Below are 13,256 nucleotides of genomic sequence, written 5' to 3' on the forward strand. Positions count from 1 at the left end.
TCCTTCTGAATCCCCGATCGGACAATCCGAACGGATGCTACTCAAACTACCTGAACTGACCATTGTGGTCCACTCTGGACCGGCTGGCACGAGCTACTCCTCGTCGCCCTCCTCGTCCTCATCCGAGGAGTCGAAGAGCTCATCGGCGACCATGCCGCCGGCGAAGCCGAGTGCCGCGCCGCCGACCACCCCTGCGGCGACGGCACCCATGCCGGGCCCGTGCCGCTCATGGTGGTGCTCCTCCTTGTAGTGCCCGTCATGGCCGTACGCGGCGTGGCCGTAGCCGGGCGGAGGCGGCGGTGAGTATCCAGCGGGTGCACCGTAGGCGGGCTGACCATGACCGACGTGCAGGTTCTGGTACTGGTCGAGGGCCTGACGGACCCAGGTGTCGACCTGCGCGGCCCAGTCGACACCGTCGGCGTCGGCGTGGGCGGCGTGGTAGCGGCCCAAGGAGTCGTGACCACCGGTGAACAGGCCGCCGCGCTTGTCGAACTCGAGGACGATGTCCATGCCGTGCTCGTTGGCGACGAAGGTCAACTCGACCTCGTTGATGCCGTGGGCGTACTGCGGGGCGGCGTAGTACTCGATCTCCTGATAGAACGGCAGCATCTGGTGCACGCCGGAGACGTGACCCCGCTCCAGGTCCGCGCCCTTGAACTGGAAGCCCAGCCGGCCGAACGCATCCAGGACGCGCTCCTGCACCGGCAGTGGATGCACGAAGACCGGATCGAGGTCACCCTTGTCCACCGCGCCCCGGATGGCGACCTCCGTCCGCAGGCCCATGGTCATACCGTGCAGGTGCTGCCCGTACAGGTCGGTCACCGGAGTCTCCCACGGCACCGGCACCTGGAAGGGCAGGGCCAGTTGCTGCCCTTCCCGCAGGTGCAGGCCGCCCGCGACCTGGACACGGTGGAACTCGACGATCGCGTCGTACCCCTCCTCCGCGCCGTCAACCTCGACTCGGGTCACCAGACCGACGGTGATGTGGTCGATCTCCACGTCGTGGCTGCCGCCGGTGAGGTTCACCTGCCCGCCCAGCAGCAGCCCAGGCCGGGTGTTGGGGTTGGACAGGACTGTGTCGACGCTGGGAGCTCCCACTCCGAAGGCACCCAGCATCTTCTTGAACACCACGAACATCTCCCTCGACGGCAGGCGGACGCGACGCACACCGGGCAGCGGGAAATTTCCACGCCAAACCGTTGTGCCGCAACGGGATCGCCGACGTCCACGATGGATCCCGAGCGCCGTGGAAGCTAACACCGCAACCTGGAAGGTATCTGGGAGGAACCGCTCGGCTACTGTCCGGTAGCCACGTGTGTTGACGTGCCGTTCATACGACGTTCCCCCACACCGCGCGACCACACCCGGCAGTGGTCAGGACGCCTCCGGCCGGTCGGCGTCGTCCGCCGCGCCGCCGGCCGCATCGCGACCGGATGCGGGGGCGATCGGACACAGCCGGACCTTGGTGATCGCCCGACCGGTCACCTCCAGGACCTGCGCGGTGAACCCCGGCAGCCGCACGGTCTCCCCAGGCGCCGTCGGGATACGCCCGAGGTGGGCCAGGACGAGGCCGGCGACGGTCGTGTAGTCCCCCACATCCGGGTCGTCGATGTCCACACCGACGTCCGGCAGGTCGTGCAGGGGGAATCCGCCGGGCAGCACCAGCGTGCCGTCGGAGGACCGGACAACCGCCTGCACGTCCCGGTCGGTCTCGTCGTAAATCTCCCCGACGATCTCCTCGACCAGGTCCTCCATCGTCACGATCCCGTCGATGGAGCCCCGCTCGTCGACGACGAGAGCGAACTGCTGGCGTTGCAGGCGCATCTCCCGGATCGCCTCGGTGACCCTGAGCGTCTCGGGCAGGAACATCGCCGGACTGGCGTGATCGGCCACCGGCCCGTCGCGGTCGAGCAGATCCCGCATGTGCACCACACCGACGGTGTCGTCCAGACCACCACGCCCGACGACCGGAGCGCGGGTCTGCCCCGACCCACCCAGCTTCCGCAGCGCCTGCGCCGCGGACAGCGACGACGAAAGGGTGACGACCTCCCGGCGCGGTACGAGGATCTCCCGCAGGGTCCGCTCGGCCACCTCGAACGCCCCACTGATGATCATCCGATGTTCCGGCGTGAGGTTGCGCTGCGCGGCCACCATGTCCCGCAGTTCCTCGGTGCCCACCTCCTCCCGCCGGGCCCGGGGATCACCCCCGCTCAGCCGCACCACCACATCGGTGGCCTTGCCCAGCAGCCACACCGCCGGCCGGGAGAACGTCGACAACGCGTCCAGGGGACGGGCCACCAGCAACGCCCACCCCTCCGCGCGCTGCATCGCGATCCGCTTCGGCGCCAACTCACCCAACACCAGCGTGATGAAGGTCAACACGATCGTGACCAGCACGATCGCCACCGGCTCCGCCGCCGACCCGAGAAAGGCCAGCGGTGCGACAAGGGGTGCGGCAAGGGACACCGCAGCCGCCGCGGAAGCGAGAAACCCGGCCAAGGTGATGCCGATCTGGATCGTGGCCAGGAAACGGTTCGGATCCCGCGCCAGCCTTGCCAGGACCCGGCCACCGCGAGAAGTGCGCTCCAACCGCTGCAGCTGACTCTCCCGCAACTGCACCAGCGCCATCTCACTGCCCGCGAACACCGCGTTCACCAACACCAACATGAACACCAACGCGACCTGCACGCCATAGCCACCCACGACCTGTCCGACGCCTCCTCGTCCCGAAGCCTCCGCCACCGGCAACCGTAGCGACACCCGGACCAGGGGCGGTTTGTCACCGTGTCCCTGGTCGCGGGAGCCCTCACCGTGGACCGCCGCATCCGGCCGGACCACCCGCACCGAACGCGCCGCCTGGGGTGAGTCGACGTCGGCGCGGCACGGCGGCCGGCAGCACACGATGCCGACTGCCGGATGCTCCCGCGGGTGCGCGGTCGACGGCCGACGGCTACGTGCGACGCCGGCCCTGCGCGGGCAGGTCCGCGTGGCAACCCGCCGGCTGAAGCCGGGGGCACCGTCGCGTCCACCGTGCAGACCGGTCACGCTCCGAAATCGAACCGTCTTGACTGGTCAAGTGGTATTCGCGAGTTCAAACTCCGCCGTTGTCACGACTTCGGCGTGCGATTCTCACCGCCAGTCCATGACTGATCACACTGTGCACAGCCCGTGTCCGTCAGCAGGATTGACCTCATCCGATCAGGCGGTGGAGGCAGGCGACATGGATGAACGGTACGACTCGTACTGTGCGGTCGATCCGCTCTTCTACGACTCGTTGGCCAGCGCGAGCACCGAAGCCGCCGGCTACGCGGCGGACCGCCCGCTCCCGGACGGCTGGGAGTGCGAGGTCAAGGACGACTGGCTGATCCACGGCCCGGTCGACGGCGCACTCCCCCACCAGGGCTGGAAGATCCACGTCTCGGCCCGGCTGGAGAACGCCGAGCGGGTGCTGGGTCGGGTGATGGACTACTGCCAGCCGCGCGGCATCCCGTTCAAGCACCTGCGCGGTCCCCGGATGCTGCTCATGCGCAACAGCAAGTACGCCCGCCGGGGCGGCAGCGGCAAGTTCATCACCGTCTACCCCCGCGACGACGCCGAACTGGAGCTGACCGCCAAGGAGCTGGCGGCGCTGCTCGACGGCGAGCAGGGGCCCTACGTCCTCAGCGACCTGCGCTACGGCGACGGCCCGGTCTACCTGCGCTACGGCGGCTTCGCCGCCCGCTACTGCGTCTCCGACGACGGCCAGGTCGTGCCGGCGATCGAGGACCCGACCGGCACCCTGGTGCCCGACCGCCGGGACCCGGTCTTCCACGTGCCCGAGTGGGTCACGCTGCCCGACTTCCTCGCCCCGCACCTGGCCGCCCGCAACGCCGCGAGCACCACCGAACTGCCGTACCGGATCGAGAAGGTGATCCACTTCTCCAACGGCGGCGGCCTGTACGAGGCCCGCGACACCCGCACCGGGCAGCGGGTGGTGCTCAAGGAGGCCCGCCCGTACGCCGGACTGGACGCCACCGGCGCGGACGCGGTGACCCGGCTGCGCCGCGAGGCGCAGACGCTGCGGCGGCTCGCCGACGTGCCACACCTGGTCCGGGTGCACGACGAGTTCCACTTCGGCGGGCACGAGTTCCTCGCCCTGGAGTTCGTCGAGGGACGCCCGCTCAACCAGCTGGTGGTGGACCGCTACCCGCTGGTGCACCTCGACGCCGACCGCGCCGAGTACACCCGGTGGGCGCTGGACGTGCACCGGCAGGTGGCCGAGGCGGTGGACGCCATCCACGCCCACGGCATCGTCTACGGCGACCTGCACATGTTCAACATCATGGTCGGCGAGGACGGCACGGTCACCCTGATCGACTTCGAGGTCGCCGCGCCCGTCGAGGAGGCGTCCCGGCCGGCACTGCGCAACCAGGCCTTCGCCGCGCCACGCGACCGCACCGGCGTCGACGTCGACCGGTACGCCCTGGCGTGCCTGCGACTCGCCCTGTTCCTGCCGCTGACCGCGATGCTGCGGCTGGCCCCGGACAAGGCCGCGCACCTGGCCGAGGTGGTGGCCGAGCACTTCCCCGTCCCCCGCGACCTGCTCGACGACACCGTCGCCGAGATCGTCGGCCGGCCGACGCACCGCCGTACCGAGGCACCCGTCGGTGACCTCGTCCGGATCGACCCGGACGACTGGCCGGCGCTGCGGGACCGGCTCGCCGCCGCGATCGCCGCCAGCGCCACCCCCCACCGCGAGGACCGGCTCTTCCCCGGCGACATCCGCCAGTTCAAGGGCAACGACGGCGGGCTCGGCCTCGCCCACGGCACGGCCGGGGTGCTCTGGGCGCTGCACGCCGCCGGAGCCCCCACCGACCCCGACCACACCCGGTGGCTCATCGACCGGGTACGCGAACCGGTCTCCGGCAGCCGACTCGGCCTCTACGACGGACTGCACGGCATCGCGTACGTGCTGGACCAACTCGGACACCGCGACGAGGCGCTGCGGCTGGTCGACCTCTGCCTGGACCAGCCGTGGACGGAACTCGGCAACGACCTCACCGGCGGCCTACCCGGGATCGCGCTCAACCTGGCCCACTTCGCCGACCTCACCGGCGAACGACGGTACGCCGACGCCGCCCGACAGGCGGTCGACCTGGTCGTCGGCCGGCTCGGCGACGTCGACTCGGTCGCCGAGGTCAGCGGCGGACGCCACCCGTACGCGGGGCTGATGCGCGGCGGCGCCGGAGTGGCGCTGATGCTGCTGCGCACGTACGACCACGCCCGCGACCCGGTCCTGCTCGACCACGCCGAGACCGCGCTACGGCAGGACCTGCGCCGGTGCGTGCTGCGCGAGGCCGGGCACCTGGAGGTCAACGAGGGCTGGCGCACCATGCCGTACCTCGCCGAGGGCAGCATCGGCATCGGACTGGTGCTCGACCAGTACCTGCGCCACCGTCCCGACGACGAACTGCACACCCGGGCCACGCAGATCCGCCGCTGCGCCGACTTCCCGTTCTACGCCCAGCCCGGCCTCTTCGCCGGCCGGGCGGGAATCGTGACCTACCTGGCCGGACGGGGCGAGCACGACGCCGCGCGGGAGCAGGCCCGGCTGCTGAGCTGGCACGCCCTGCCGTACCGGGGCCTCACCGCCTTCCCCGGCGACCAGTTGCTACGGCTGTCCATGGACCTCGCCACCGGCACCGCCGGCGTGCTGACCGCTCTGGCGGCGACCCACCCCGGGCATTCGGCCCGGCTGCCGTTCCTCACGCCACCGCTCACCGCCGGCGCCGGCACCACGGCCGGCTGACCGGCCCACCAGCTCCCCGGGGGTCACCCCGGGGCCGACCGACCCGACTCATGTGGAAGGAGGTGCAACGACATGGCTCTGCTCGACCTCCAGGGGATGCAGCTGCCGGCCGCCGAGCGTACCGGCGGTGGCAGCCAGGCCAGCCTGCTGCTCTGCGGCGACAGCTCGCTGAGCGTCACCACCTGCAAGTGACACCCGGGTCGTCGACCCGACGACCCTGACCGACCGATCCGCACCATCGACAGAGAAAGAGGAACCGACATGGCTCTGCTCGACCTCCAGGGGATGGAACTGCCGGCCGCCGAGCGTACCGGCGGTGGCAGCCAGGCCAGCCTGCTGCTCTGCGGCGACAGCTCGCTGAGCGTCACCACCTGCCACTGACGATCAGTTCGCCTGGCCCCGGGCCGGTTCACACCGGTCCGGGGCCGCGCGACGTGAGAGAGGTGCGATGGGCCCCGCCGACCGGCTCCTGCTGCGTGCCGTCGGGTCCGCCGGCTGGTGGACCCCGGTGCTCGCCGTGGTGACCGTAACCGGCGTGGCGGCTGAACTGGCGCTGCCCGCAGCCCTGGGCCGCGCCGTCGACGCCGCCGTCGGCGCCGCCCCCGGCAACTCGTCGAGGCAGTGGCTCGTCGCGGTCGTCGGGCTGATCGCCGTGGTGGTCGCCACCGGAGCGGTCCGCGACTACGGCACCGGCACCGCCACCGCCCGATCCGTCGCCGCCCTACGGCACACGCTGACCCGGCACGTCTTCGCCCTCGACCCCCGCACCGCGGCCCGCCGCCCGGTCGGTGACCTGGTGGGCCGGCTGGCCGGACAGGTCGCCGACGCCGGTCAGGCCGCCCCGACCGTCGTCCTGGCCGGCACCGTGCTGCTGCCGCCACTGGGCAGCCTGGTGGCCCTGACCCTGATCGACCCGTGGCTCGGCCTCACCTTCGTCGTGGGGCTGCTGCTGCTGGGCGTGCTGCTGCGCAGCTTCGTCGCCGACGCCTCCGCCGCCGTCGCCGGCTACCAGCAGGCCCAGGGGGACCTCGCCGGCCGGATGGTGGAAACCCTGGCCGGGGCGCGCACCATCGCCGCCGCCGGCACCGCCGACCGGGAGGTCGAACGGGTGCTCGCGCCCGTCGCGGCACTGCGGGCGTACGGTGCGCGGACCTGGACCGTGCTGGCCGGGGCGGCGACCCGCGGGGCGGTGCTCAACCCGCTGCTGCAACTGGCGGTCGTCGCGGTCGGCGGGCTGTCGCTGGCCGCCGGCCGGCTCACCCCGGGCGAACTGCTGGCCGCCCTGCAGTACGCGGCGCTCGGCGCCGGCCTGGGCACCGTGGTCAGCACCCTCAACAAGGCGGTCCGGGTAAGGGCCGGCTGCCGGCGCGCCGCCGACGTGCTCGGCGAACCGGTCCGCCACCACGGCGCCCGGACCCTGCCCCCCGGGCCCGGCGAGCTGGAGCTGCGTGGCGTCACGGTACGCGGCGACGACGGACAGGCCCTGCTCGACCGGGTCGACCTGCGGCTCCCCGGCGGGACGCTGCTCGTCGTCGTCGGCCCGTCCGGCGCGGGCAAGTCCCTGCTCGCCGCCGTCGCCGGACGGCTACGCGACCCGGACTCCGGCCAGGTACGCCTCGACGGCGTGCCGCTGCCCGAGCTGACCGCGGCGGCGCTGCACGCGGCAGTCGGCTACGGCTTCGAACGGCCGGTGCTGGTCGGCGACACGGTCGGCGAAGCCGTCGGCTGCGGGGCGGACCCCGTACCGATGACCACCGCCGCGGCCATCGACGACTTCGTCGACCGGCTGCCGCAGCGCTACCGCACCCCGCTGGCCGACGTCGCCATGTCCGGCGGGGAACGCCAACGCCTCGGACTGGCCCGCGCGTTACGCGCCGACCGACTGCTGATCCTCGACGACGCCACCTCCAGCCTGGACACCGCCACCGAGTACCGGGTGACCCGGACGCTGACCGCGCCGCAGGACCGGCGTACCCGCATCGTGGTCAGCCACCGCATCGGCATGGCCGCGCGGGCGGACCTGGTGGCCTGGGTGCACGGCGGACGCGTGCGTGCGGTCGCCCCGCACCGGGTGCTGTGGGACGATCCCGCCTACCGGGCGGTGTTCCGCTCGTGAGCACGGTCGGCGAGGTGACCCGGGCCGCGCTGCGGGACCGCCGCGCCGAGTTGTGGCGGCTCGCCGGCTGGTCGCTGGCCGAGGCGCTGCCGGGGATGCTGGCCGGGCTGCTCACCGCGCGGGCCGTCGACGACGGATTCCTCGCCGGCCGCCCGGCGACCGGGCTGCTCTGGCTGGGCCTGCTCGCCGTCGCCGTGCTCGTCGGCGCGGTCGGCACCAACCGAGCGTACGCCCTGCTCGGCGACGTGGTCGAACCGTTCCGCGACGACCTGCTGCGCCGCGTGGTCGCCGGCGCTCTGGCCGGCGCGACCGGCGGGCGTGACGACGACGCGGCGGTGGCCCGGCTGACCCACCAGGTCGAGATGGTCCGCGACACCTACGCCGGCCTGCTGATGGTGGTGCGCGGATTCCTGTTCGCCGCCGGCGCCGCCCTCGTCGGCCTGTTCTCGCTGGCCGCGCCGGTCGCCCTGCTGGTGACGGTGCCGGTGCTGGCCGGTCTGGGACTGTTCGCGGCGGCCCTGCCGGCGATGGTCGCCCGGCAACGCGAGTACGTGCTCGCCGACGAGGACCTGGGCCGGGTCGCCGTCGCCGCGGTCACCGGGCACCGCGACGTCACCGTCAGCGGCGCGCGGGACCGGGTCACCGGCTGGGTCGGCGGGTACGTCGACGCCCAGGCCCGGGTGGAGCGACGCCTGGCCACGATGGCCGTCACCCGGGGGCTGACGCTGGCCGTCGGCGGATGGCTGCCGGTGCCGGTGGTACTGCTGGCCACCCCGTGGCTGGTCCGGCAGGGACTCGGGCCGGGCGCGGTGCTCGGCGCCCTGGTCTACGTCGTACGCGGCGTGCAGCCCGCCCTGCACGCCCTGGTCCAGGGGGTCGCCGCCGGCGGGCTCCGCTTCGCCGTCACCCTCGACCGGCTGCTGCGCACCGGCACACCCACCCCGGCGACCGCCGGCACACCGGCCATCGCCCCGGTGACACCCCGCACGCCGGCACCGGCGCTGTCCCTGCGCGGCGTGACCTTCCGCTACGGCCCGCACGCCGACCCGGTGCTCGACCGGCTCGACCTCGATGTGCCGGCCGGAGACCATTTGGTGATCGTGGGCGCGAGCGGGATCGGCAAGTCCACCCTCGCCGGTCTGATCGCCGGGGTGCTGCACCCGCAGGCCGGCACAATCCACCTCGACGGGATGCCGGTGGCCGACGCGACCCCGTCCAAGCTGGCCGACCGACGCGTCCTGATCCCCCAGGAGGCGTACGTCTTCACCGGCACGCTCCGGGACAACCTCACCTACCTGCACCCGGACCTGCCCGACGCGGCGCTCGCCCGGGCGGCGGCCCGCCTCGGCCTCACCGGACTGCTGGCCCGGCTCGGCGGCTACGACGCGACACTGCGCCCGGCAGGCCTGTCCGCCGGGGAACGGCAGCAACTGGCGCTGCTGCGGGCCTGGCTGTCCCCCGCGCCGCTGACGATCCTCGACGAGGCGACCTGCCACCTGGACCCGGCGACCGAGGCCCGGCTGGAGACGGCCTTCGCCGAACGCCCCGGGACGCTGGTGGTCATCGCGCACCGGCTCAGCTCCGCGCTGCGCGCCCGCCGCGTCCTGCTGCTCGACGGCCGCACCGCGCTCGTCGACAGCCATCAGGGCCTGCTCGACCGCTCGGCGGCGTACCGGGAACTCGTCGGCTACGGGACGGCGGGCACGGACGAGGTCAGATCCAGCCCGCCTCGCGGGCGATCCGCACCGCTTCCAGCCGGGTACGCGCACCCGTCTTCGCCATGATCCGGGACAGGTGGTTGCGCACCGTGCCGGCGGACAGGGCCAGCTTCGCCGCGATCTCCCGCACCGGATGACCCTCGGCCGCCACGTCGAGCACGTCCCGCTCGCGCGGCGTCAACGGGCTGTCGCTGACCTCCAGTGCCGCGACGACCAGCTCCGGATCGAGGACCAGCTCGCCCGCAGCGAGCTGACGCACGGCCTCGGCGATGCGCCCGGGCGGCACATCATGGCTCAGGAAACCGAACCGCCGGCCGTGTTCGGCGAGCACCGGTGCCAGGCGGGCGGTCCGCCGCTGCTCGATCAGGACCAGCAGCCGGGTGGCCGGATCGGCCCGGACGAAACCGGTGGGGTCGGTGGACACCAGCTCGGTGAGGTGCTCGAGGGTCAGCGTGTCGACGTCGACGACGGCGACGTCGGGACGCTCGGCCCGCAGGACGGCCCGGAACTCGTGCGGCGTCTCCGCCTCCCCGACGACCTTGATGTCGTCCTCGGCCGCCAACAGGTGCGCGAGCGCACCCCGGACCAGCCCGCCCTTGAGTGCGAGCAACGTGCGGACCATACCGACTCCCCGTCAACAACCCCCGTTGCCTGACGTGCCGTGCGCAGCTGATGACGCACGGTCAAGAATCCTATTGAAAGGACTCCCCACCCGGTACCCATGGTCAACATTTCGTCAGATCCAGCCCGCATCCTGGGCACGCTGGACCGCCTCCCACCGGTTACGCCCACCGGTCTTGCGCAGCAGAGCCGAGACATGGTTCCGCACCGTCCCGGGTGCCAGGTGCAGCTGGGCGGCGATCTGCCGGTCCGGCAGCCCTCGCGCCGCCGCGACGGCCACCTCCCGCTCCCGCTCCGTCAACGGGTTCACCGCCGCGTCGAGAGCGGCCAGCGCAGCCTGCGGGTCGATCATCCGTTGCCCGTCGGCGATGGCCCGCAACTGACCGACAAACTCCTCCGGCGGCACGTCCTTGCCGATGACTCCCCGCACCCGCCCTCGCAACGCCCGGCGCAGCATCCGCGCGGTACGCCGGCCGGTCAGCCCCACCACGGCGCAGTCGGGCAGCCGCGCGTGCAGGCGTCCGGTCAGGACAGTCAGATCCTCCACCGCGTCCAGGTCCACCAGAACCAGGTCCGGCCGCCCAGCGGCGACCGCCGTTACGGCGTCCTGGTCCGGGTCGCACTGCCCCACCGTCTCGAAACCGGGCGTGGCAGCGAGGACCGCGACCACCAGCGTCCGCAGCAGGCCCGGCTCCGCGACCAGCCCGACCCGGACCGCCGCGTCGGCGACGCCCGTGCGTCCGTCCACGACGGACCCCGGATCATCCCGTACGTCGTCCACACCGTCACGATGCCCTGAGCTCATGCAGCCCCTCCCCCTCGCCGCCACCTGTGACATCGCGCGAGCCCGGCGGAACGCAACACACTTCTTCCCGTGTCGGACGACCGCTGAGGGGGGTGCCGGTGGAAAGTCGCTGGCGTATCGATAACGTGCCGTTGACCTGTCGGTGACAAAGGTGCCTCAGATCCCCATGACCACAGCGATCGAGCCAGAGCTCGTCCGTCGGGCCGTCGACGGCGACCGGGCGGCGATGGCCACCCTGCTCACCGACGTGCGGCCACGGCTCGTGCGCTACTGCCGGGCCCGGTTGGGACGCGTGGGCGGCGCCTACACCACCGCCGACGACGTCGCCCAGGAGGTCTGCCTGGCGGTGCTGAAGGCCCTCCCCCGCTACCGCGAGCAGGGCAGGCCGTTCACCGCGTTCGTCTTCGCAGTCGCGGCGAACAAGGTCGCCGACGCCCAGCGGGCGGCTGTACGCGACTCCGCCGTCGACGTCACCGACACCCCGCTGGAACGCCCGGACGGCGCGCCCGGGCCCGAGCAGCAGGCCGTCGCGACGGACCTCGCCCGGCGGCTCGCGGCGCTGCTGCACCGCCTCCCCGACGTCCAACGGGAGATCATCACCCTGCGGGTGGCGGTCGGTCTCACCGCCGAGGAGGTCGGCACGATCCTCGGGATGTCGGCCGCGGCCGTACGGGTGGCCCAGTCCCGCGCCCTCGCCCGGCTCCGTACCCTCGCCGGCAGCGGACTGGATGAGGTGACGGCATGAGCGAGCGCCGGCGGGGCGACGGCGAGGAGCTGGACCTCGCCACCGTCACCCACGACGATCTGCTGCTCGACGCGCTCGGACGGGGCGGGGACCAACCCGACGGTGACGACGTCAGCGCGATGCTGGCCGCCTGGCGGGACGACCTCAACGCCGAGGACGGCACGGGCACGCCGGGCGTCCACCGTCCGGTCGACCAGAGCGGCGCCGACGCCCGGACGGCGGCGGCACCGGTCCCGGACGTCCTTCCGGCGGCGGCACCGGTCCGACAGCGACCGCCGCGGCGGCGTGCCCTGCGGCTGGCCGCCGCCGCGGTCGCCGCCCTGATGCTGGCGACAGGGCTCGGGGTCGGCAGCCGCGACTCCGGGCTCTCCAGTCCGCTGTGGTCACTGACCAAGGTCCTCCACCCGGAGCGGGCGCAGGCGCGCGTCATCGAGCACACCGTCGGCCGCGCCCGGGAGGCGATCGCGGCGGGACGGTTCGACGAGGCCGGGCAGTTGATCGACCGGGCTCGCCGGGACCTGGCCCGGGTCAGCGATCCCGTCGAGGCCGACCGGCTACGGGCCGAGATCGACGCCGTACAGCGCGACCTGTCCGTCCCGATGTGCCCGACGTGGCCGCAGTGTGCGACCTCACCACCGCCGTCCGCGCCCGCGACACCCTCGCTCAGTGGCCCTGGCAGCACCGGTACCCCGACGCCCCGTACCACCACTGCAGAGCCACCGGCAGCACCGTCGCCACCGCCACCGCCGACCTCGGACAGCAGTCTCCTACCGACGTTGCCCGGGCTGCCCCTGCCGACGGTGCCCGGCCCGTCGGTGCTGCCATCGCTGCCCGGGCTGCCGCTGCCCAGTGTGGACCTGCTCGGCTGACCGACACACGCCGCCGCAAGACATCCGCTAGGTCGCCCGGACGCCTCGTGAAATGAGGCGACCACCCCCGACGGTTGCCCACCGTGCATGGCCTGCCGATCGTCTTTCCGCCGGCCTCGGGTCCCCCGGTCTCACGAGTCGATGCCAAGGGGCGGGCCGGGCCGAGGCGGCGACGGGCATCAGCGTTCAAGCTGGCGGCGCTCGGTCAGGGCAATCGAGAGTGGCCCTGACCACTACGGGAAACGGACCTGGAAATGCAGTCAGGGTCACCCCTTCGAAGGGGTGACCCTGACTGAAAAGATGTCCGGCGGTGTCCTACTCTCCCACACCCTCCCGAGTGCAGTACCATCGGCGCTGGAGGGCTTAGCTTCCGGGTTCGGAATGTGACCGGGCGTTTCCCCTCCGCCATGACCGCCGTAACTCTATCGACATATCAAACAACACCACCACATGGTGTGTTGTTCGTTTGTCGGGAGTTGCACAGTGGACGCGTAGCAGCTTGGTAGTCAAGTCCTCGGCCTATTAGTACCGGTCAACTGAACCCGTTACCGGGCTTACATTTCCGGCCTATCAACCCAGTCGTCTAGCTGGGGG

Annotated in this window: 11 protein-coding genes and 2 rRNA genes; 7 read left to right on the forward strand and 6 right to left on the reverse strand. The window is 72.5% G+C overall.

Translation table 11 applies throughout. From position 1 onward, the window contains the following. Nucleotides 1-93: 93 nt before the first annotated feature. Both GA0070560_RS26895 and GA0070560_RS26900 read right to left on the reverse strand, forming a co-directional pair. Nucleotides 94-1,131 (reverse strand): sporulation protein, encoded by a 1,038-nt coding sequence (locus GA0070560_RS26895; RefSeq protein ID WP_091302813.1) that lies wholly within the window; start codon nucleotides 1,129-1,131, stop codon nucleotides 94-96. A gap of 243 nt (nucleotides 1,132-1,374) precedes the next feature. Continuing rightward, nucleotides 1,375-2,703 (reverse strand): hemolysin family protein, encoded by a 1,329-nt coding sequence (locus GA0070560_RS26900; protein ID WP_425412721.1) that lies wholly within the window; start codon nucleotides 2,701-2,703, stop codon nucleotides 1,375-1,377. Between the two features lie 517 nt (nucleotides 2,704-3,220). Between GA0070560_RS26900 and lanKC the strand changes: the two genes are divergently transcribed. The 5 genes from lanKC (at nucleotide 3,221) to GA0070560_RS29865 (ending at nucleotide 9,688) form a co-directional block, all read left to right on the forward strand. Further along, nucleotides 3,221-5,788, forward strand: a complete 2,568-nt coding sequence (gene lanKC, locus GA0070560_RS26905; protein ID WP_091302789.1) for a class III lanthionine synthetase LanKC — start codon at nucleotides 3,221-3,223, stop codon at nucleotides 5,786-5,788. A 72-nt stretch (nucleotides 5,789-5,860) separates the two neighbouring features. Further along, on the forward strand, nucleotides 5,861-5,980 hold the full coding sequence (locus GA0070560_RS26910) for a SapB/AmfS family lanthipeptide (protein ID WP_091302791.1): 120 nt from the start codon (nucleotides 5,861-5,863) through the stop codon (nucleotides 5,978-5,980). A 69-nt stretch (nucleotides 5,981-6,049) separates the two neighbouring features. After that, nucleotides 6,050-6,169: a SapB/AmfS family lanthipeptide gene (locus tag GA0070560_RS26915; protein WP_091302793.1), complete on the forward strand. Its 120-nt coding sequence runs from the start codon at nucleotides 6,050-6,052 to the stop codon at nucleotides 6,167-6,169. Between the two features lie 67 nt (nucleotides 6,170-6,236). Then, nucleotides 6,237-7,904, forward strand: coding sequence for an ABC transporter ATP-binding protein (locus GA0070560_RS26920; RefSeq protein ID WP_091302795.1), 1,668 nt, complete (start codon nucleotides 6,237-6,239; stop codon nucleotides 7,902-7,904). Then, nucleotides 7,901-9,688, forward strand: coding sequence for an ATP-binding cassette domain-containing protein (locus tag GA0070560_RS29865; RefSeq protein WP_091302797.1), 1,788 nt, complete (start codon nucleotides 7,901-7,903; stop codon nucleotides 9,686-9,688). The genes GA0070560_RS26920 and GA0070560_RS29865 overlap by 4 nt, the downstream gene beginning before the upstream one ends. Here GA0070560_RS29865 and GA0070560_RS26930 read toward each other — a convergent pair. Next, nucleotides 9,618-10,244 (reverse strand): response regulator transcription factor, encoded by a 627-nt coding sequence (locus GA0070560_RS26930; RefSeq protein ID WP_091302799.1) that lies wholly within the window; start codon nucleotides 10,242-10,244, stop codon nucleotides 9,618-9,620. The two genes, GA0070560_RS29865 and GA0070560_RS26930, sit on opposite strands and share 71 nt — an antisense overlap. Nucleotides 10,245-10,358: 114 nt before the next feature. Beyond that, the gene (locus GA0070560_RS26935) at nucleotides 10,359-10,991 is read right to left on the reverse strand and encodes a response regulator transcription factor (protein ID WP_170839600.1); all 633 of its coding nucleotides are present in this window, start codon (nucleotides 10,989-10,991) and stop codon (nucleotides 10,359-10,361) included. A 223-nt stretch (nucleotides 10,992-11,214) separates the two neighbouring features. Here GA0070560_RS26935 and shbA point away from each other — a divergent pair, with 223 nt between their 5' ends. Both shbA and GA0070560_RS26945 read left to right on the forward strand, forming a co-directional pair. After that, nucleotides 11,215-11,793 carry an RNA polymerase sigma factor ShbA gene (gene shbA, locus GA0070560_RS26940; RefSeq protein WP_091302804.1) on the forward strand — a complete coding sequence of 193 codons (579 nt, stop codon included), beginning with the start codon at nucleotides 11,215-11,217 and terminating at the stop codon, nucleotides 11,791-11,793. Further along, nucleotides 11,790-12,662, forward strand: coding sequence for an anti-sigma-D factor RsdA (locus GA0070560_RS26945; RefSeq protein ID WP_091302806.1), 873 nt, complete (start codon nucleotides 11,790-11,792; stop codon nucleotides 12,660-12,662). The genes shbA and GA0070560_RS26945 overlap by 4 nt, the downstream gene beginning before the upstream one ends. 302 nt (nucleotides 12,663-12,964) lie before the next feature. Here GA0070560_RS26945 and rrf read toward each other — a convergent pair. Next, nucleotides 12,965-13,081 (reverse strand): 5S ribosomal RNA (rrf, locus tag GA0070560_RS26950). A gap of 83 nt (nucleotides 13,082-13,164) precedes the next feature. After that, nucleotides 13,165-13,256: ribosomal RNA gene (locus GA0070560_RS26955) — 23S ribosomal RNA — on the reverse strand; the annotation flags it as partial.

Origin of the sequence: Micromonospora halophytica (assembly GCF_900090245.1) — a bacterium.
GTDB classification, from domain to species: domain Bacteria; phylum Actinomycetota; class Actinomycetes; order Mycobacteriales; family Micromonosporaceae; genus Micromonospora; species Micromonospora halophytica.